The organism is Flavobacterium sp., assembly GCF_031409475.1.
GTDB lineage: Bacteria > Bacteroidota > Bacteroidia > Flavobacteriales > Flavobacteriaceae > Flavobacterium.
Genome location: NZ_JANNXH010000008.1, coordinates 1 through 21,094, shown reverse-complemented (window position 1 = coordinate 21,094; position 21,094 = coordinate 1). Strand labels below are relative to the sequence as shown.

The window sequence follows — 21,094 nt, the reverse complement described above, 5'->3', positions numbered from 1 at the left end:
AAATAAAAATAATTAAGAATTGAAAATAGGATCAATTTTTAATCGAAGCCCATTTACTGGCGTTTAATGGGGAAATTTTATTCAAACTATCAACTAAATCTGAAATAGTAATACTTGGTCCACCCGAAAAAACAGAAACAATTTCATCAGATTTAGCATCAAAAAACACGCGTGCTAAAAAAGCATTTGGTCTGGAGGCACTTAATTTACTGAGATTTATTAATGCTGTTTTTACTTTCTCTTTTGATTTTTTTAAATCAACGTTCATAGTATCTAAACCTTCGTGGTAACTAAATAATGCTTGTCTCATATTTATAAAAATTGGCGAAAGTAAATCGTTAATTAAAAAGTACCTGTTTTGATTTCCATCTGCTTGTCCCCATCCTTTATTTCCACTTTGCTGGGCTAAATTAGCTATATTCTGTGCAGTTTGGTAGTAATCGTTACCCGATTCGTTCTCAAAACTATCGGCATCCATTCCTAAAATAATATAACTGTAAAATGAAATCACCGAAACTAAATTTGATTCAAAATTTGTTGGATTAAAATTCAAAGCTTCAAACTCTGTGTACGAAAAATTAAAATCCTTATCATTGAAATTTAAAACCGGTGAGGAATAGGAAGAGTTAAAAATAGGTCTTGAGGATTGCACTTGAATTGTAGCCGTAAATTGATTTGAATTATTTGCGGTAACATTTATAAACATGGAGCAATTTATTTTTTCGTTTTGCTTGTATACTTGCCCTGTCCAATCCGTTTTGTTTATGAACTCTGAAAGTGATGTTTCTAGTGTTTTGAATATTTGGAGGTTTGCATTACTTAATTGTTTTGCATTAACCGTTACTGTACAATTTAACTCTTGAGCTTGAGTAAAACTGAAAAATAAAACTAAAAATAAACTAAAGATGTTACGCATAATGTGCTACTATTTTGTTTAATATATCATCGGCAACGGCTTCTTTTGATTTTAATTCCATAGGTTCAACCTTGAAATTTTTATCAATAAAAGTAACTTTATTTGTTGGTTTTCCAAAACCTGCTCCTTCATCTTGCAAAGAATTTAGGACAATCAAATCTAGGTTTTTTTTCTGAATTTTCAGCTTAGCATTTTCAATTTCATTTTCGGTTTCTAAAGCAAAGCCAATTAAAAATTGGTTTTTTTTAATTTCTCCCAATGAGGCTAAGATATCTTTCGTTTTTTCGAGTTCAATTACAAAATTAGTTGCTGTTTTTTTTATTTTTTGAACTGCTATATTTGTAGGTTTATAATCTGCCACTGCTGCTGCTGCAATTGCAACATCAACATTGTCAAAATAATGATGACAAGCATCGTACATTTCTTGCGCCGAAATCACTCGAATCAGTTTGACCAAATTATTTTCGATAGAAAAATTTGTAGGTCCAGAAATTAAAATAACTGTAGCACCAAGATTTGCTGCGCATTTTGCAATATCAAACCCCATTTTCCCTGAGGAATGATTTCCTATAAAACGCACAGGATCTATAGATTCGTATGTTGGTCCTGCGGTAATTAATATTTTTTTTCCTTTGAGTGGCAATTTACTTTCTAAATCAGCTTCAAGAAAAGCTACAATATTCTCGGGTTCTGCCATTCTACCTTCGCCAGAAAGACCGCTTGCTAGTTCCCCGTTTTCAGCAGGAATTATACTATTTCCAAAATGATGTAATGCTTTAAAACTGGCTACTGTTGAATGATGTTGGTACATATCTAAATCCATTGCGGGTGCAAAATACACAGGACACTTAGCAGATAAATAAGCTGCAATAAGTAAGTTATCACAATTGCCGTTTACCATTTTTGACATCGTATTAGCAGTTGCGGGTGCAATAACCATTAAATCTGCCCAAAGTGCTAATTCGACATGATTATTCCATTTCTGGTTGACATCATCTTCGTTGAAAAATGAAGAATGAACAGGATTTTTAGATAAGGTAGATAAAGTAAGCGGAGTTATAAAATCCTTAGAAGCAGGTGTCATTATCACTTGGACATGTGCACCTGCTTTTATAAAGAGACGAACTAATGAAGCGGTTTTATAGGCTGCTATTCCACCAGATATTCCTAGCAAAATTTTTTTTCCGTTTAAAACTGACATTATAAAATATTATTTAGTTCCTTCGCTATGGTAGATTTTTCCATCTAGCCATTCTTGAACTGCTAATGCGTGTGGTTTAGGCAATTTTTCGTAAAATTTAGAAACCTCAATTTGCTCCTTATTTTCAAAAACCTCTTCAAGGCTATCGTTATATGTTGCAAATTCTTCAAGCTTTTCGGTCAATTCCTTTTTTATTTCAGAGTTGATTTGATTTGCTCTTTTAGCCATAATTGTTATCGCTTCATATACATTACCAGTTGGTTCTTCAATAATACTTTTGTTGTAAGTAATTGTGTTTACTGGTGCATTCGTCTTTTTTAAATCCATGACTTTTATTTATTTGGAAATTGTTCTAATTTTTTTTCTACTTCAGCATTCATTTCGTTTGCTTTTGTTTTGTATTGATTTTCAGCATTAAACTTAACTAAATTTGCATAAGCAACTTTAGCAATATTTAATCGCTCTTCCATTTTTGCAGGAATACTATTTATTGCCAATTTGTAGGCCGAATCAAATTTATAAAATAACGCATTTTCCTTGAAAGGTGTTCCAGGATAATCAGCGATAAAGTTATCAAAAGCAACTAAAGCTGATTTATAATCTGATATTGTATTATATCCTTTGGCGTTTTCATATACTTTCTTTTCGATTTTTTCACGTAACACTTTTACGGTTGAATTTGCTTCTGACAAATATTCAGAATTTGGATATGCATCAATAAAAGCTTGCAATTTATCGATTGCTTTGAAAGTATCTGTTTGATCTAAACTGAATGATGGCGAAAGCATTGAAAAACTTTTAGCCCCTAAATAGGCTGCTTCTTCTAATTTTTCGCTTTTTGGATACCCTGAAACAAAACTTTCAAACTGATATCCAGCGAGGTAATATTGTTTTGTTTTATAGTACGATTGAGCAAACATATAAAATAATTTTTCTGCTTGCGGTTTGCCTCTGTATGATGTTGCTATTTGTTCAAAAAGGCGAATTGATTTTGAATATTTTCCAGCATCATAGAGTTGAGTTGCCATATTAAATTTTATTGCAACATCTTCATTTTTTAATGCCTTTTGATATTCATTACAGGAATAAAAAAGAGTAACCACAAGTAATAGTAATGCTATTTTTTTAATCACAATTATTATGTTTTCTTTGAGTTAGTTAATCTTAAATTTGATTTTTTTGCTATTGTAACTGAAATATTATTATCAGGCGTTAAAAACCCAACAACATATAGTTGGCAAATTTAGTCATTAATTTAGGGAATACAAAATGTTTTTTTGTTAAAAAGAATCCTTGTTTTTTATGATAATTTATTGCTTTTTTTAACAAATTCATCGATTCTTAGTGCTAATGATTCGTCCACTTTTACTAGCGGTAAACGAACTGTATTTTGTGCTATTCCTAAGGAATGGAATACGTGTTTTATTCCAGCTGGATTTCCTTGCTCAAAAATCATTTCGATGCAATCCATAAAAAAATAATGAATTTTGTTTGCAGCATCTACTTTTCGATTTAGTCCAAGGCGAATCATTTCTGAAAATTCTTTGGGAAAACCTTGTCCAATTACAGAAATAACTCCAGAACCTCCAGCAAAAACCATTGGTAAAGCTATCATATCATCTCCTGAAATTACATGAAAATTTTTAGGTTTATCTTTTATTATTTTCATTGCTTGTTCTAAATCACCCGCTGCTTCTTTGATTGCAACTATATTATTGAATTCGTTAGCTAAACGCAAAACCGTTTTTGGCAATACATTGCTACCCGTTCGACTAGGAACGTTGTACAAAATTATAGGAATTGGAGATGCTAATGAAATTGCTTTAAAATGTTGGTAAATTCCTTCTTGTGTGGGTTTGTTGTAATAAGGTGAAATTGAAAGTATGGCAGCAAAATCTAACAAATTTCTGGTCTTTAACTCATTTACAACTTCTTGAGTGTTGTTTCCGCCCACACCAAGAACTAGTGGCAATCTACCGTTATTTGCACCAATTACGGTTTGTATGACTAATTCTTTTTCATCATGGGTCATCGTTGCATTCTCTGCGGTTGTACCAAGTATTACAAGATATTCAACTCCGCCATCTATCGAGAAATTCACCACCCGTATTAATGCTTCGATATCTACCGAAAGGTCATTTTTAAATGGGGTTGCAAGGGCAACTCCTGTTCCAATTAATGCTTGCATAGTTGATTATAATTTGTTTAATATTTTTAAATATCTGAATAATTCATGAATAAAAACTTTAAAATTTTCGGCATTTGTATTGATCATCAAATGGTTTAATCTCTTGTCAATGGAAGAAAAACCAACTTTAAAATGTGCTTTTGAATTGTGAGTAATCGTTAATAAAATAGCCTTTTCGGTATCGTAATAATTGATCAGTAAATCAAATTTTTCGTTAACAAAGTCTTCGACAATTGGACTCGTTATTTCTGCTCGCCAATTGAGATCTTTAGCACTAAAAGTGGGGTGAGAATAAAACTCATTTTTCTTTAATTTATCTCTGTAAACAATAATTTTTATATTATTTTGCAAAATTCCATTTGCAACTAATTCCTTTATTAATGGCTCTTTTTCAAAAAAATAACTTTCATCTATAAGCAAACCAACTGTTTGAATCGAATAAATTGAAGCACTACTCTTTACATTATGCAAACTGTTTTTTAAAATTTTTTTCGCAAAGAAATCCTTTATATAATTTAAAAACATTTTGATTTTACTTGATTACAAATTTAACTAATTAAGTCACATTAGCGATGGTAAATTTAAAAAAGTAAAATGACGTTTTAAAACTTTTTGTTATATCCTTAACACTTTTAGTGGTTTTGTTCTAAACAAAAAAACGAATGGTTTAAATATCCACTCGCTTTTTCTATTACTAATTTATATTTTATTTAATAAATCATTAAAATTCTTTATTGGTTTCTAATCCAAAAAGTTTTCCTTTTTGCCAAAGTTTCAAATCTTGTTTTAAACATTTAGAATTTCGCTTGGTTAATTCTTTTGAATCTATACTCTCAAGATTTGGTTTTCCTGCATTTACCCATGCGGTGTACCAAAAATTAGAGGTTGTTACAATTGCCTTTTTCATTTGGTTTTCAACCATACTATTCAAAGCTTCATGTAATTTTGCTTTATATTCTGATGAAAAAATTAAATCTCCGTACATACCTTTAGCAATAGTACCTTTTTCATCCATTACAAATATTTTATCTTGGGTAGATGATTCTCTTAATTTTTTATCGGTAGTTAATAAAGGCTGAACTAAACTGTGAGAATCTTGAATCATTGCCCATGTTGCCATTTCGATATTATCAACATATTGCGCTTGTGGTGTATAAAAATTATAATTTTTACCAAACATTTCTGGAATACTTGACTCCCATAAAGCATGAATTCCGGGTTGATTGGTAAGTTGACCTGCATGGTTTGCAGAAGTGTGCAAAGGCATGTTTGCATCAGCAATATAATGCCCCAAATCTGCGGCCAAAAACAAAATTTCTGCTTTGCGCTTTTCCTTAAAAGCCTTGGTTAACTTTGTCATCACATCTTGAATATACCAAGGTAATATTCCATTTTTATCTAAAAATTTGTCGTCGTATTTTTTCTTTGCAACATCAAAAGAACGCGGAATGGAGTCTAAAACTCCAAAATTTTCGACATCAATAAAATGACGTGGATGTTCTGCTTTATCTCGTAAAGCATATTTCCTGGTATCTGGAATAGTAGATTCTTGGGTAATAAAATCAATATGATTATAGAAAAAAACTTGCAAAGGTTTTGGAAGTGCCATAACGGCCGCATTATTAATATGGTTGTGTCCGAAAATCCCCCATGATAGGGTGAAAAAAGCAATACAAATTATAGAAAATGTAATAAATAGCGGTTTAATTTTTATGTTTCTCATTGATATTTTATTATTGAAGTACAAATGTATCTCAATAAATTAGAAATAAAAAATCTAAAATACGTTTTTGACAATGACTAATCAAAATCTCTAAATTGCAACTTTATCGTTGCTTAATTTTCAGAATTTTGAAGTTCTGTTTCAATTACAAATCTATAAAAAACATAGTAAACTGTTGCGTTCAACATCATAGCAATAGGTCGAAAGATAACTGGTGACAAATTGCCGAGATAATATTTTTCAATAAAAACAATAAAGTAAAGCATCACCGTAAGTAAACCAAATATTAGCAATAAGGTGTATTTTTTATTGTCATTCATTATATAATCTGACAAAGAAATTCCTCCAATAATAGACACTAATACATTTTGAAGGATTAAGATGTAAAAACTATTTTTAGGTATCTCAGAAGAAATTGTCATCAAATAGAAAAAAACAAATAGAAACGGAATCGTTGCAATTAATAAAGGAATATAATCCTTAAATTTCGTCAATTTGGCTATGTAATATATAATTAGAAATCTATGAATCAATAAGCTAAGAATTCCTAAAAACAGCATTTTTTCAGTATTGGGTATAAAAAACATATTAGTGAGTAGTGAAAAAAATATCGTTAGAAAAAAAAGCACATTTCTTTGATTTGAGGAATTCCAGTAAAGCACCATTAACACCACTGAAATTGAAGGTTTGAAAACAAATAAAAAGGGTTTATAAGCAAACAACTCTGCAGTAACCTCAACAATTGCAATAGCAAAGTAAAAAGTTGTAATTAGTTTTATTACATTTTTGTTATTGAAATCATTCATTCTTTAAATGTATTTAATTTACATTAATCAACTCCATAAAATCGCTTTCGGTAATAATTAAAATGTTTAGTTTAACCGCTTTTTCGAGTTTTGCTGGTCCCATATTTGCTCCTGCAACCACATAATCAGTTTTTGCAGAAATAGAACTACCCACTTTTCCGCCATTATCTTCGATGGCTTTCTTTAAATCATCTCTCGAAAACTGTTCAAAAACACCTGAAACCACGAAGGTTTTTCCCGAGAGTTTGTTAGTAGCATTTGGGTTTATTTTTTCGATAATTTCAAATTGAACTCCAAACCTTTTTAATCGATCAATTATAGTTTTATTTTCTTGACTTTCAAAAAATTCAATAACGCTATTTGCAATTCTATCTCCTATTTCGTCAACTAAAACTAAATCCAAAATTGATGCTTGACTTAATGCGTCGATGTTTTTGTAATGTTTGGCTAGTTTTTTCGCAACTGTTTCTCCTACAAACCGAATTCCAAGTGCAAATAGGACACTTTCGAAAGGGATGTTTTTAGAATTTTGAACGCCTTTTATTAAATTTTCGGCTGATTTTTGAGCCATTCGCTCCAGTGGTAAAATTTGTTCTACGCTTAACTCATACAAATCGGCATAATTATGTACCAATCCATTATTAAAAAGTAATGCTACCGTTTCGCCACCAAGACCTTCAATATCCATGGCTTTTCTGGAAATATAATGCTGAATTCTGCCAATAATTTGCGGCGGACAACCATAAAAATTAGGACAATAATGATTGGCTTCGCCTTCATTTCGAACCAACAAGGTTTGACATTCTGGACAATGTGAAATATAATGTGTTAGCAAAGTATTCGCTGGTCTTTTGCTCAAATCAACGGCAATGATTTTTGGGATAATTTCGCCTCCTTTTTCAACAAAAACGGTATCATTTATCCTAATATCTAATTTTTCTATTTGGTCCGCATTGTGCAAAGATGCTCTCTTTACAATAGTTCCAGCGAGTTGCACTGGTTCTAAATTAGCAACTGGCGTTATCGCTCCAGTTCGTCCTACTTGATAGGAAATCGAATTTAATAGTGTCGAAACTTGCTCTGATTTAAATTTATAAGCCATTGCCCATCGAGGAGATTTAGCAGTATAACCTAACTCTTCTTGATGGCGAAATGAGTTTACTTTTACCACAACACCATCGGTTTCATAAGGCAAATTGTGTCTGTGAACATCCCAATAATCTATAAACTCGAAAACTTTTTCTAAACTACGGGCTAACTTTGCTTCACTTGGCACTTTGAAACCCCAATCACGAGCAGTTTCTAAACCATTGAATTGCGAATCAAAAGGTAAAGAGTTTCCAATCAAAAAATACAACAAACAATCCAATGGTCTTTTAGCAACCTCGGCACTATCTTGCAATTTCAAACTTCCAGAAGCCGTATTTCTGGGGTTGGAATAGGGTGTTTCGCCAATTTCAATTAAATCTTGATTCATTTTTTCGAAACCCGCAAAAGGTAAAATAATTTCGCCACGAATATCAAATTTATCAGGAAAATTTCCTTTTAATTCAAGTGGAATGGATTTTATGGTTTTAATATTATTAGTCACATCATCTCCTTGAAAACCATCGCCACGAGTAACAGCGCGCTTTAATTTTCCGTTTTCGTAGGTTATAGAAATAGAGGCACCGTCGTATTTTAATTCGCACGAATATTCTAAAATCACATTGCCTAAAACTTTTTGAATTCGGTTTTCCCAATCCCTTAAATCGTCTTTGGAATAGGAATTATCCAGAGAATACATTCTGTAATCGTGAGCTACAGTCTTAAAGTTTTTAGTAATAGTTCCACCAACTCGTTGTGTTGGAGAATTTTCGTCAAAATATTCTGGATGATTGTTTTCTAAATCTTGAAGTTGCTTTAATTTCAAGTCAAATTCAAAATCAGAAATAGTAGCTTTATCCAATACATAATAATTATGATTGTGATTATTTAGTTCTTCTCTTAAATCTTGAATTGTATTATGAATATCCATATTAAATATATTGGCACTTGGAGCATTTTAAATCGTTTACTAAAATAACCTATTTAATGGAAATAGAAGTTAAATTAGGCCTCAATAATTGAATTAATTTGTTTGTATAATTGACCGTCGCTCAAAAATGCGCCTTGCTGAATTAATCCAAAAATGGAACTATTACGTTCCTCAGTAAATTCTTTTGTACCTGTTTTCATTTCTATAGTTTCTGTAAACATATTGTCACTGAGCCATTGCAATCCTTCTTTAGTCAGAAAATCGGTTTCAGTAACTAGTGATTTTAGAACTATGGATTGCACATGTGTATCAAAACACTGAAAAAGAAAAATATGATTTTTAGAAAAATGCTCTAAATATTCAGCTCTTGTGAGTACACCTTCCCAAACTAAATCAGAGAATATGTCTAATTCCTGTTCTGCAACTTCAGGTTTTTCGACTTTTATTGTATCCCATTCTGCTTTATCAATTGCTTGTGTGGCTAAAAATTTACTGAATTCTTGATTTAATTCTTCAAATTGTTCTTTGGTTAATCTGTTGTATTTCATTTTTATGCTAAATTTAAATTCTCTGAATTCATTACAGAGTTTTGGCATCTTGAAACTGCCAAGATGCTCTTATATTATACTTAATTTAAAGAATCTGAAACAAGTTCAGATAAAAAAAAAGCCTTCTCGAATGAGAAGGCTAATTTAAAACTTTTTGGGCAATTAGAAAATATATCTAATACCAAATTGTGCTTGCCATCTTGAAGCTAAACTTGCATCATAACTAAATGTTTTAGTTTGTGCGCCGGTAAAAGTATAAGTTGGTACATTACCAGCAACCGAAACACCAATAGGCTGAACGCTATTAGGAACTTGGACTAATCCCCAATCTGAATTCAATAAATTTCCAACATTTAAAACATCAATACTAAATTGGATTGTGTTAGTTTTATTTGAAGCCGATGATACTTTAAAGTTATAATCTTGCATGATTTTCACATCCCATTTTCCTCTCCAAGGTGATAATGCGCCATATCGCTCAGAATATTGTCCTCTAATATCGCTCAAATAATCATCTTGTTTGATGAACTCATTGTAAGCTGCTGCTTGACCTGGTCCTGAAAAATTCATTAAAAGAACTTGCGCTTCTGTAGGAACATAAATTAAATCATTCACGCCTGAACCATCATTGTTGATATCTCCACCATAAGTATAATTAAATCGTCCACCTTGTGCATACTCAAAGAAAGTAGAGAAAGTAGTTGCCCACTTGTCATTACCATATTTCCATTTTTTTGAAGCTACACCTATAAAACGGTGTTTGTCTCCATACTTAGAATTTGATAATTGATCATTATTTACATTACCTAAAGAAGGATTAAATGCAAATGCATCACCCGTTATTTCGGCTTCGATTGAATTTACATCTAACGATTCCAAATAGTTATAAGCTAAACTAGCGAATAATCCACTTTCAAAAGTTTTTTGCAATTTAACAGAGGAATTAAATGTACTTCCTTTACCAGAATTTGTCATTACATAAGCATTATTAGCTCCTTTATTTGAAGCTAAATAAATCACTCTTGAATCAGCACCGGCTAATGTTGCTGTTGGAGTTTTCAATCCCCAGTTTTGAACATGTACACCGTTTATGTCTTTATTGTAGGACATGTCAAATGTAAAAATATAATCACTTTTAAATTTATGATCAAAACCTAAACTTGTTCTAAATACTTGTGGCCATTTAAAATCTTTGTCCATAATTTGCAAAAATCCATCATCAGCACCACTTACTTGATTTCCTAACCATACAAAAGGAAGTCTTCCTGTAAAAATACCTGTACCACCACGAAGCTGAGAAATTTTAGCACCGTTTATATCCCAATTGAAACCAAATCTTGGCGACCAAAGTAAATCATTACTTGGAAGCGTAGTCGAAATTAATTGTGTGTTTCCGCCTGTTTTTGGATCAAAATATAATTTAGTTATGTCTCTACTGAAAAATGGATCACTTGCTTTATTGACATCAATGTATTTTTGAATTAAATCAGAAGTATTAAAATACAAAGGTTTATCTGCTCTTAATCCTAGCGTCCATTTAAAATTGTCATTTATACTAAATTCGTCCTGAATATAAAATGCTAATTGACCTACATTTAATTCCGATAATTTCCAACCTTTAGCTGCTCCTACTCCAAATGAATTATATCCATCAAACTTATTTTTAGCATTTAATAAATTTTGAGCTACTATACTTGTTGCAAATGGTTGTGCAGCATCAGCTAAAAAGGCTGCAACATTAGAATATGGTGAAAAAAACAATCCTGCATACCCATTAGGATTTCCGAAATTTTCATAAGCTGTTAAATTAAATGAATTTTTAAATTCAAATTTTTCGAATGAAGCTCCAAAAGTTAAATTGTGTTTTCCAACAATATAATTCAAGTTATTAGTAACCTGATACACTTTTTGGTCTAATTTGTTATGAATTGAAAAAGGCTCGTGTCCAGCTATAATGTATGGAGAACCATCTTTTAGAATATTAATTATTGGTGCTGGTGTAGAAAACGGGTTTCTAAAATCGTCAAAATGAGTATAACCAGCTTGCAATTTATTAGAAACTGATTCACTGAATTTTGAATTAATCTCCATCAAAAAGGAATCCAATTTATTATTAATTTCATAACCAGAATTTGCAAATTGTAAAGTATTAACATCTGGTCCACGACGACCTAGAGCTGTTGGGTGAGCTGGTTTTTGTTTTGATGCATCAAGAAAATTATAAATAAAAGCTAATTTATGATTGTCGCTAATATTCCAATCTAGTTTGATAATTCCTTTTCTAGAATCAGATTTATGAGTGTATCCTTGATAAGCACCCGTTTGATAACCTAATGTATTTAAAGCATTTGAAACTGCCATTAAATCCGTCTCTAAAACTCTAGATTCGTTTACACCTGTGGTTGCATTTCCGTCATTTGCAACAACACTAGATCCTAAATCACTTCTGTTGTCCATTTCATAATTACCAAAAAAGAACAATTTGTTTTTAATAATTGGACCTCCAATACTGAAACCAGCTTGTGTTTGTTCTAAAGCAGGAACGAATATTTTTTCTCCTTTTACTTTGCTACCTGTAAAGTCTTGATTTCTAAAAAATCCGTATGCTGTTCCATGAATTTCATTAGTTCCAGATTTTGTAACCGCATTTACTGAAGCACCGGTAAAACCAGAAAGTGTAACATCATAAGGCGCTGTTGCAACTTGAATTTGATCAATCGCATCAAGTGAAATAGGCTGTGCACTGGTTTGTCCTCCGGGAGTTGCAGCATCTAACCCAAAAGGGTTATTAAAAATCGCTCCGTTCAATGAGTAATTGTTGTATTGATCGTTTCTACCTCCAAAAGATCCTCCACTTGCAGATGGCTCTAATCTTGTAAAATCTTCGGCTGATCTAGAAATAGTTGGCAATGCAGATAATTCTCTTCGTCCTATAGTGGTTTCGGCACCGGTTCTTCCACTGCTAAAAACTTTACCTTTTGTAGCAACAACAGTTACTTCGGATAGTTTTTGACTTTCATCTATCAAAACGATGTCTTGACTAAAAACTTTACCTAAATCCAGATAAACATCATTAAATTCTTGAGTTTGATAGCCTACAAAAGTTACTGCAATTTTGTAAGGACCACCAATTCTCATGTTTAGAATACTAAATCTTCCGTCTTCGTTTGATAACGCAGAATATTTAGATCCAGTTGGAGTATGAACTGCCTGAATTGTTGCTCCAGGAAGCGTTTCAGCAGCAGCACTTTTTACAGTTCCTTTGATGCTGGAAGTTGTTGTTTGTCCGATCATGGTATACATACCAAAAACAAAAAACAACAATGTAATTGTCTTTTTCATTTTAAATTATTTTAAAGTTAGTTGTACAAATTTAGCCATAAAAAAAATCACTCCGAAGAGTGATTTATAAATTTTATAAACAAACAATTAACAAAATGTTACTTTTCTGCTATAATTTCATAAGGCAATTCAACTACTACATCTCTGTGTAATCTTATGCTTGCAGCATATTTACCGGTACGTTTTACAATTCCTGAAGTGATGAATTTTCTTTCGATTGCATTTCCAGATTTTTCCAAAGCTTCGGCAATATCAATATTAGTGATTGAACCAAAAAGTTTTTCTCCACCCGCTTTTGCAAAGATTTTAATTTCAAGTGCTTTTAATGTTTCAGCTAAAGCTGTTGCATCATTGACTACTTTTGCTTCTTTGTGCGCTCTTTGTTTAAGATTTTCGGCTAATACTTTCTTTGCAGAAGAAGTTGCTAATTGTCCGTGTCCTTGTGGGATTAAAAAGTTACGACCGTAACCGTTTTTTACAGATACGATATCATCTTTAAATCCTAGATTCTGAACGTCTTTTTTTAATATAATTTCCATGTTGTTGTCCTTAGTATAAAAGTTAGGTTCTCATTAGGAGAGAAACCAACAAATGTTTGTTTTTTATTATTTTAGTAAATCGGCCACGTAAGGCATTAACGCTAAATGTCTTGCTCTTTTAACGGCTACTGACACTTTTCGTTGGTACTTTAATGAAGTTCCTGTTAAACGACGAGGAAGAATTTTTCCTTGTTCGTTTACGAATTTCAATAAGAAATCAGCATCTTTATAATCAATATATTTGATACCTGATTTTTTGAAACGACAATACTTTTTAGTTTTGTTAGTTTCTATGTTCAAAGGCGTAAGATATCTAATATCACCGTCTTTTTTTCCTGAAGCAGATTGTTGTAATGTTGCCATAATGATTACGCTTTTGTAGATTTTAATTTAGTTCTTCTTCTTTCGGCCCAAGAGATAGCGTGTTTATCAAGACTTACAGTCAAGAAACGCATTACTCTTTCGTCACGTCTAAATTCTGTTTCAAAAGCAATAAGAACTTCTCCTGCTACTTTGAATTCGAATAAGTGGTAAAAACCAGATTTTTTGTTTTGGATTTCGTAAGCCATTTTTTTCAAGCCCCAATCCTCTTTCGATACCATTTCTGCTCCTCTAGATGTAAGAAAATCTTCAAATTTGCTTACTGTTTCCTTTACCTGAACTTCAGATAAAACGGGATTTAAAATGAAAACAGTTTCATAATGATTCATAAATATTTTATTTATTTGTTAATTTTTGCAAAAATAGTCTTTTAATTTAAATAAACTAGGAAAAAGTATTTTTATTCGTTTAAACGCAAAAAAAACCGATATAAATTAGTTTCATTAAAAAATAAGTGGTACTTTTACTATCCCGAATCTTAAATAATAATATTATGAAACTAAATTGTGTTGTAGTGGATGACAGTTCCATACAAAGAATGATAATTGCAAAGTTAGTAAATAATCACCCCAATCTACACTTAATTGGTGATTTTTCTAATGCAATTGAAGCAAAAGGTTGCATGTCTATACATAATGTAGACTTAATCTTTCTCGATATTGAGATGCCCGTTATAAGTGGATTTGATTTTCTTGATGGTTTAAAAACAAAACCGCAAATCATTTTTATAACTTCAAAGGCAGATTACGCTATGAAAGCGTTTGATTATGACGCTACGGATTACCTTCAAAAACCTATTGCCATTGATCGATTTAACGCTTCTGTAAAAAGAGCAGTTGATTTGCAATTACTCAGATCCGAAGTTCATGAAGAAGATGGCGAGCACATATTCATTAAGAGCAATCTTAAAAAACTAAAAGTATTTACCTCTAAAATTAAGTGGATTGAAGCTTTTGGTGATTATGTAAAAGTGGTTACCGAGGAGGATAGTAATTTAGTTCTATCTACGATGAAGTCTTTTGAAAAGGATTTATCGAAAGATAAATTCATAAGAGTTCACAAATCCTATATTATAAATATTGACAAAGTAGAACGTTTCAATAGTAGGTTTGCCGAAATAGGAATTACAAAAATTCCGTTGAGCAGACATAAAAAAGAAGATTTAGTTAGAGCATTGTCTTTGACCTAAGATTCAATAAAAATCTACATTCACTGTCACTTTTATTGCTCTAAATTGAGCAACTGCATCAAAACTATTCAGTATTTTCTGAATAGTTTTTTTTGTGCCTTTCAACGACTTGTCTAGCGGGATTTTTATCATTATAGTTCTAATGTATTCGTTTCTAATTCTAGAAATTGCAGGTTCTTCTGGACCAAGAACTGGCATAAATAAGTTTTGTTGCATGACTTGATACAACCAAAATGAGCCTTCTTTGAGTTTGTCAAAATCTTTGTGTTTTAAAGTCAGCTTTATGAGTTTAAAATAAGGCGGATATTTATAAATTTGCCTTTCATATAATTGCTCGATATACATTGCACTATAATTATTATTTATAACTTGCTGAATTGTGTTGTGATTTGGGTTATAGGTTTGTATGATTACCTTTCCTTGTTTTTTTGTTCGACCGGAACGACCTGAAACCTGAGTCATCATTTGGAAACTTCGTTCAAAAGCTCTGAAATCTGGATGATATAACATATTATCCGCATTCATAATTCCTACTAAGGTTACGTTTTCAAAGTCTAAGCCTTTAGCGAGCATTTGTGTTCCTACTAACACCTCTATTTCTTGGTTTTTAAAACTATCAATAATTTTCTCAAAGCCAAATTTTCCTCGTGTAGTGTCTTGATCCATTCGCCCTATTTTTGCATTGGGAAATAAATTTACTAATTCTAACTGTATTTGTTCGGTTCCAAAACCTTTTGTTGTCAAATGAACACTGGAGCAACTATGACAATTTGTAGGATTTGAAATAGCATATCCACAATAATGACAACGCAGCTGGTTTTTGTGTTTATGATAGGTCAAACTCACATCACATTGCTGGCATTGTGGAACATGACCACAAGTCATACATTCTACAACTGGCGAAAACCCCCTACGATTTTGAAATAAAATCACTTGCTCACCTAATGACAAAGCAGTTGCAACTTCCTCGATAAGTGTATCGCTAAAATGACCTGTCATTCTCTTTCGAAAGTATTTGTCTTTCAAATCCACTAATTCGATTTCGGGCATTTTGACATTGCCAAATCGTTCCGCAATTTCGACCAAACCATATTTATTAGATTGAGCATTAAAATAGGTTTCAATACTTGGCGTAGCCGAACCTAAAATCACTTTTGCTTTGTGGCTGTTTGCCAAAACTATTGCTGCATCTCGTGCATGATATCGCGGTGAAGGATCCGTTTGCTTGAAAGTTTGCTCGTGTTCTTCGTCTACAATTACCAATCCTAAATTTGAAAAAGGCAAAAACAAAGCGGACCTTGCTCCTATTACAATTTGTGATTTTGGAGATTGTTCGAGTACTTGTCTCCATACTTCTACTCGTTCGTTGTTGCTGTATTTTGAATGGAAAACGGCTACTTTATTACCAAAATAGTTGCGCAATCTTCCTACTAGCTGTGTTGTTAATGCAATTTCTGGTAATAAATACAATACTTGTTTTCCTGTAGCAATAAATTCTTCAATGAGTTTAGTATAAATTTCGGTTTTGCCACTAGAGGTTACGCCATGCAAAAGGCAAACCTCTTTTTTAAGAAAATTATGTTTTATTTCGTCAAACGCAGTTTGTTGAGCTGCGCTTAGTTGTAGTTTGAACTCTATTCCGTTTTCTTCATAATTTACTCTATCGTGCTGAACATAATATTCTTCGAAAATTTCTTTTTCGATTAAAGCTTTTATGATTGCTGTTGATGATCTTGCTGTTTCAACAAGTTTTTTTACGGTTATTGGATTTTTGTCAACTGCACTTAATTGAAAATAGGTTAGCAAAACTTCTTTTTGTTTGTGAGCGCTTTTGAGGGTTTCGAGTAATTCACTTAATCCTTCATCCGATTCATATTTAGAATTCAAACGAACGTAACGCACCAATTTAGGCTTATAACTGTCTTGTATTTCCTCTTGAAGTACAACTATGTTTTTGTCTATTAAAGTATTAATTATAGGGAAAATATTTTTCTTGTTGAGAATAGCCATTATGTCCTGCACTTTCAGCGAACTTTGCTGTTGTAAGGCTTGATATACTAGAAATTCTTCGTCTGTAAGCTTGTTTTCATCTACAAACGAACCTTGTTTTTGAGCAATCATGGTTTCGCTTTCCAGCAAAAGTGCACTTGGCATTGCCCCACGATACACATCACCAATGGCGCACATATAATAGGACGCAATCCAAAACCAATGGTCGATTTGAATTTGGTTTACAATAGGTTTTTCGTCAAGAATTTGTTCAATTTCTTTGGCTTCGTATAAACTGGGTTTGTTTTGATGTGTTTCTATTGCTAAAGCTGTGAATATTTTATTTTTACCAAAAGGCACTGCGAGACGCATTCCATTTTTGATGAAATCAAATTCACTTTCAGATACACTGTACGTGAACGTTTTTGATAATGATAAAGGTAAAATTACTTCGACGAAATGCATTTTTTGTTAGAAGTTAGGGGTTGGAAGTTAGAAGTTGGAAGTTAGAAGTTAGAAGTTTTGAATATTGCTATTGAAATTGTTATTGCTATTGTTATTGCTATTGTTATTTTACTTTACCCTGTACCAATATTGTGTTCGACCGAAAAGTGAAATTCCAATGTATCCGCGCACTTTTAATTTGTCTTTTGTTTCTAAAGTAATGTAACATTTGTATAGTTTGCCGTTTTTAGGATCTAATATTTTACCCGCACTGTATTCGGTTTTGTCTTTGATTAAGCCTTTGATAATTGTCATGCCCAGTATGGGTTTGTTTTTATCATCGCCAGAACAATTGCTACAGACTTTGTTTTTATGTTCTAGTTCGATTATTTCGATTACTTTCCCATAGATTTTACCTTTAATTTCGTAGATTTCTACTATTGATTTTGGTTGGTTGGTTTCGTCGTCAATGGTTTTCCATTTACCTATTACGGTTTGAGAATGTATTGTTATTGAGAACAATAAAAGTAGTATAAAAATGATAATCTTGTTCATAACTCTATTGTGTTTTAGCCCTGATGGCAGCGGCATCCCACGACATTGCGCGGCACGAAGCAATGTCGTGGATATAGCGTACAGCAGGAAATAGCTCCTGAAAAAATTAATTGACATTATTTATGCCGCAATTTATTGATTGTAGCGTTCAAATCAAATCCTAATAACAATACCATGCAGTTGATCCAGATGTAAAACATGAGTATCAAAAGCGTTCCAATGGAACCATAAAGCTCGTTGTATTTTGAAAATTTAATGACCCAAATTCCAAAAAAGTAGGACGAAATTATGATTAATATTGTAGTAAATACGGAACCTATAGTGATAAATGCTGGTTTATGAGCATGCTTGGTTCCAAACCTAAAAAGGATTGAGGTTGTAAATAATATCATTAAGATTATAAATGCATAACGACCTAATTGTATCAATGGAATACTGTCGCTTAATATGTCTTGTATTTTTGTTTTTTGCAAGAAAACCTCAAAAACTACGATGGTTGCTACGGTTATGATTAACAATAACGAAAGTACTAACGACATACCTAATGAGATGAAATATTGATGAAAAAATCCGCGTTTTATAAGGATGTGTTTTGAGTTCTCGAAGCCACCAAGTATTGCATTTACACCATTTGCCATCAAGAAAATAGACAATATAAATCCTGTTGAGAGCAACCCTGAGTGGCTGTTGTGTAAAATATCGTTTATGATGTTTGAAATGGCATCATAAGTATTTGGCGGCACTCCATCTCTAACAAATTGCAGAAAATCTTCCTGAAACCCATTGATAGGAATAAATGGAATAAGGTTTAAAATAAATAGTGCAAAGGGAAATAAAGCCATGAAAAAACTAAAAGCAATAGCTGCAGCTCGATAGGATAATGCGCCTTCGAATATACCTATGATGTATATTTCTAATAGGTCGTAAAATGATAACCCAGACAGCCATTTCCATTTGATGCTTTTTAAGAAACGTACAAATAGGTTGATTACTGGGATTTTTTCTAAAGAATTTTCTATTTCTGCTGACATTTTTTAAAAAGCTTTTAAACTCAAATCCATGTTGTGAATTGAATGTGTTAATGCCCCGGATGAGATGTAATTTACGCCACAGTTTGCATAGTGCAATAGGGTGTTTTCGTTGATGTTTCCCGAGGATTCTGTGAGGCATTTGTTTTTAATGATGGTCACTGCTTTTCTAGTAGTTTCATAATCAAAGTTATCTAATAAAATTCTATAAACACCTTCACTTTCTAGTATTTCTTTGACTTCGTCGAGGTTTCTGGCTTCGACTATGATTTTTAAGTCGAGGTTGTTTTCAATAAGATACGCTTTAGTTTTGGCTATTGCCAATGTGATTCCGCCAGCAAAATCATTGTGATTGTCCTTGAGCATAATCATGTCGTATAAGGCAAAACGGTGGTTTTCGCCACCACCTATTTTTACGGCCCATTTCTCACAAGCTCTAAAACCTGGCGTAGTTTTGCGAGTATCCAAAATTTTTGTGTTTGTTCCCGCTAATAATTGAACGTATTGATTCGTTTTGGTCGCTATTGCAGACATACGTTGCATGGAATTTAGGACCAATCTTTCGGCTTTTAGAATGGATTGTGAACTTCCTGAAACGTTAAAAACGACATCACCGTTTTTTACAGTTTCGCCATCGTTTATAACTATTTTTAGTTCTAAAGTTGGATCTACTTTTTCGAAAATCATTTTGGCAAAAGCCACACCAGCAATAATTCCGTTGTCTTTTACTAATAATTTTGCTTTTCCTTGAGCAGATTCAGGAATACAAGCTAAGGAACTATAATCACCTGGCCCAATGTCTTCTCGGATTCCGTTTTGTATAATGGTATCGAGTTCGATTAGGAATTGTTGTTCTGAAATCATAAATGCTCAATTTATTGAAGGCTAAAGTAGCATTTTATTTGATGATTTAAAAATTTTATAAAGTATCAATAAGGTTTAACGCTCTTGTTTCAAAAATAAAAAAACAGTCTCTTATCCATATAAAAAAAAATTAAAAAAATTCTAATCCGTTTGAATTAATTATGTAAAAGGGAAGTGTTATTTAGTTATATTAGTCCTACTAATACTCGAAAAAAAATGTTGTGGAACTCTAAAATTGTAAAACACCGAAAGGAAAGCCGAATTGCTGTTTATTTCGAAAAAGATCCCGAAATGATTGCTCGTATAAAAGTGATTGATGGGGCAAGATGGAGTCAATCACTCGTAGCTTGGCATTTGCCTGACACGTTTGAGAACCGAATCCGGTTTAGGATTGAAGCAACTTTGGTTAGAAAACCATCACAAGAAGGAATCTTACAAATAGAGCGGTTCAAACAATGGTTGAGATCCAAGCGCTATAGCGCTAGTACGATTATAACTTATTCTGATGCATTAAAATCATTTTTGGTTTTTTATAAAGAGAAACTGATCGCTGATATCACAAATGAAGATGTGATTGTTTACAATAACGAATACATATTGAAGCATAATTTATCGGCTTCGTATCAAAACCAAATTGTTAATGCTATTAAATTATTCTTTAAAACCATTCGAGAAACTAAAATTGAAATCGATAAAATACATCGGCCAAAACGTGCAAAAGTGCTACCGAATGTTTTGAGTAAAGAGGAAGTAAAAGCAATTTTAGAAGCTCATGGAAATGTGAAACACAAAGCTATGCTGTCTATGATTTATAGTTGCGGTTTGCGGCGTAGTGAACTTTTGCATTTAAAATTTTCAGACATTGATTCTAAGAGAGGTATTGTGATTATCAGGCAAAGTAAGGGAAAGAAAGACAGAATTGTTCCATTGTCATTAAAGATATTGACTATTTTGCGAGATTATTACACAGCCTTCAAGCCAAAAGTATGGCTTTTTGAAGGGCACTATTCTGGAGAGCAATATTCTGAAAAAAGTTTACAAAGTGTTTTAAAGCAAGCTTTGAAAAAGGCTGGGATTATCAAGCCCGTTTCATTACACTGGCTGCGACACAGTTATGCTACTCATTTACTTGAAAGCGGAACTGATTTGCGTTACATACAAGAACTTTTGGGCCATAGTAGTAGTAAGACAACCGAGATATACACACATGTAAGCACCAAAAGTTTGCAACAAATAAAAAGTCCTTTTGATGATTTGTAATAAAATATTTATATATTTGAAAAGTGATAAGACTGATTTTTATCAGACCAAGCCACCAAATTTGGTGTGATAGGGATGATTTTATCAGACCTATATACGAGTTG

20 protein-coding genes are annotated in these 21,094 nt (G+C 32.4%); 2 read left to right on the top strand and 18 right to left on the bottom strand.

What is annotated here, in order from left to right; translation table 11 throughout:
* Positions 1-31 precede the first annotated feature (31 nt).
* From RMO53_RS01395 to rpsF, 14 genes are all read right to left on the bottom strand, one after another.
* Positions 32-916, bottom strand: coding sequence for a DUF4835 family protein (locus tag RMO53_RS01395; protein ID WP_310377560.1), 885 nt, complete (start codon positions 914-916; stop codon positions 32-34).
* Positions 909-2,117: a bifunctional phosphopantothenoylcysteine decarboxylase/phosphopantothenate--cysteine ligase CoaBC gene (coaBC, locus tag RMO53_RS01390; protein ID WP_310377559.1), complete on the bottom strand. Its 1,209-nt coding sequence runs from the start codon at positions 2,115-2,117 to the stop codon at positions 909-911. Before coaBC ends, RMO53_RS01395 begins: the two co-directional genes overlap by 8 nt.
* A gap of 9 nt (positions 2,118-2,126) precedes the next feature.
* Positions 2,127-2,444 (bottom strand): DNA-directed RNA polymerase subunit omega, encoded by a 318-nt coding sequence (locus RMO53_RS01385; RefSeq protein ID WP_310377558.1) that lies wholly within the window; start codon positions 2,442-2,444, stop codon positions 2,127-2,129.
* Between the two features lie 5 nt (positions 2,445-2,449).
* Positions 2,450-3,247 carry an outer membrane protein assembly factor BamD gene (locus RMO53_RS01380; protein ID WP_310377692.1) on the bottom strand — a complete coding sequence of 266 codons (798 nt, stop codon included), beginning with the start codon at positions 3,245-3,247 and terminating at the stop codon, positions 2,450-2,452.
* Positions 3,248-3,417: 170 nt separating this feature from the next.
* A complete protein-coding gene (gene dapA, locus RMO53_RS01375) occupies positions 3,418-4,305 on the bottom strand; it encodes a 4-hydroxy-tetrahydrodipicolinate synthase (protein ID WP_310377557.1) in 888 nt (295 codons plus the stop codon).
* Positions 4,306-4,311: 6 nt separating this feature from the next.
* Complete coding sequence (locus RMO53_RS01370) at positions 4,312-4,830, bottom strand: DUF6913 domain-containing protein (protein WP_310377556.1); 519 nt, start codon at positions 4,828-4,830, stop codon at positions 4,312-4,314.
* A gap of 196 nt (positions 4,831-5,026) precedes the next feature.
* Positions 5,027-6,028: a zinc dependent phospholipase C family protein gene (locus RMO53_RS01365; protein ID WP_310377555.1), complete on the bottom strand. Its 1,002-nt coding sequence runs from the start codon at positions 6,026-6,028 to the stop codon at positions 5,027-5,029.
* Positions 6,029-6,141: 113 nt separating this feature from the next.
* Positions 6,142-6,834, bottom strand: coding sequence for a hypothetical protein (locus tag RMO53_RS01360; RefSeq protein WP_310377554.1), 693 nt, complete (start codon positions 6,832-6,834; stop codon positions 6,142-6,144).
* Between the two features lie 13 nt (positions 6,835-6,847).
* Positions 6,848-8,851, bottom strand: coding sequence for an NAD-dependent DNA ligase LigA (ligA, locus tag RMO53_RS01355; RefSeq protein ID WP_310377553.1), 2,004 nt, complete (start codon positions 8,849-8,851; stop codon positions 6,848-6,850).
* 74 nt (positions 8,852-8,925) lie between these two features.
* The gene (locus RMO53_RS01350) at positions 8,926-9,399 is read right to left on the bottom strand and encodes a DUF6495 family protein (protein ID WP_310377552.1); all 474 of its coding nucleotides are present in this window, start codon (positions 9,397-9,399) and stop codon (positions 8,926-8,928) included.
* 162 nt (positions 9,400-9,561) lie between these two features.
* Positions 9,562-12,741: a TonB-dependent receptor gene (locus RMO53_RS01345; protein WP_310377551.1), complete on the bottom strand. Its 3,180-nt coding sequence runs from the start codon at positions 12,739-12,741 to the stop codon at positions 9,562-9,564.
* A 98-nt stretch (positions 12,742-12,839) separates the two neighbouring features.
* Positions 12,840-13,280 (bottom strand): 50S ribosomal protein L9, encoded by a 441-nt coding sequence (gene rplI, locus RMO53_RS01340; protein ID WP_310377550.1) that lies wholly within the window; start codon positions 13,278-13,280, stop codon positions 12,840-12,842.
* 66 nt (positions 13,281-13,346) lie between these two features.
* The gene (gene rpsR / locus RMO53_RS01335; RefSeq protein ID WP_007138295.1) at positions 13,347-13,643 is read right to left on the bottom strand and encodes a 30S ribosomal protein S18; all 297 of its coding nucleotides are present in this window, start codon (positions 13,641-13,643) and stop codon (positions 13,347-13,349) included.
* A gap of 5 nt (positions 13,644-13,648) precedes the next feature.
* Entirely contained in the window at positions 13,649-13,990 is a 342-nt protein-coding gene (gene rpsF, locus RMO53_RS01330; protein ID WP_035671622.1) for a 30S ribosomal protein S6, read from the bottom strand.
* 164 nt (positions 13,991-14,154) lie between these two features.
* Here rpsF and RMO53_RS01325 point away from each other — a divergent pair, with 164 nt between their 5' ends.
* Complete coding sequence (locus RMO53_RS01325; protein ID WP_310377549.1) at positions 14,155-14,850, top strand: LytTR family DNA-binding domain-containing protein; 696 nt, start codon at positions 14,155-14,157, stop codon at positions 14,848-14,850.
* A 3-nt stretch (positions 14,851-14,853) separates the two neighbouring features.
* Here the strand turns inward: RMO53_RS01325 and priA are convergent, their stop codons facing one another.
* The 4 genes from priA to nadC form a co-directional block, all read right to left on the bottom strand.
* A complete protein-coding gene (gene priA, locus RMO53_RS01320; protein WP_310377548.1) occupies positions 14,854-17,304 on the bottom strand; it encodes a primosomal protein N' in 2,451 nt (816 codons plus the stop codon).
* Positions 17,305-17,412: 108 nt separating this feature from the next.
* Positions 17,413-17,838 carry a DUF2147 domain-containing protein gene (locus RMO53_RS01315; protein WP_310377547.1) on the bottom strand — a complete coding sequence of 142 codons (426 nt, stop codon included), beginning with the start codon at positions 17,836-17,838 and terminating at the stop codon, positions 17,413-17,415.
* A gap of 116 nt (positions 17,839-17,954) precedes the next feature.
* Entirely contained in the window at positions 17,955-18,869 is a 915-nt protein-coding gene (locus RMO53_RS01310; protein WP_310377546.1) for a YihY/virulence factor BrkB family protein, read from the bottom strand.
* A 3-nt stretch (positions 18,870-18,872) separates the two neighbouring features.
* The gene (nadC, locus tag RMO53_RS01305; protein ID WP_310377545.1) at positions 18,873-19,730 is read right to left on the bottom strand and encodes a carboxylating nicotinate-nucleotide diphosphorylase; all 858 of its coding nucleotides are present in this window, start codon (positions 19,728-19,730) and stop codon (positions 18,873-18,875) included.
* A gap of 216 nt (positions 19,731-19,946) precedes the next feature.
* On the opposite strand from nadC, the gene RMO53_RS01300 reads away from it, so the two are divergent.
* A complete protein-coding gene (locus RMO53_RS01300) occupies positions 19,947-20,990 on the top strand; it encodes a site-specific integrase (protein WP_310377544.1) in 1,044 nt (347 codons plus the stop codon).
* The last annotated feature ends 104 nt before the right edge of the window (positions 20,991-21,094 follow it).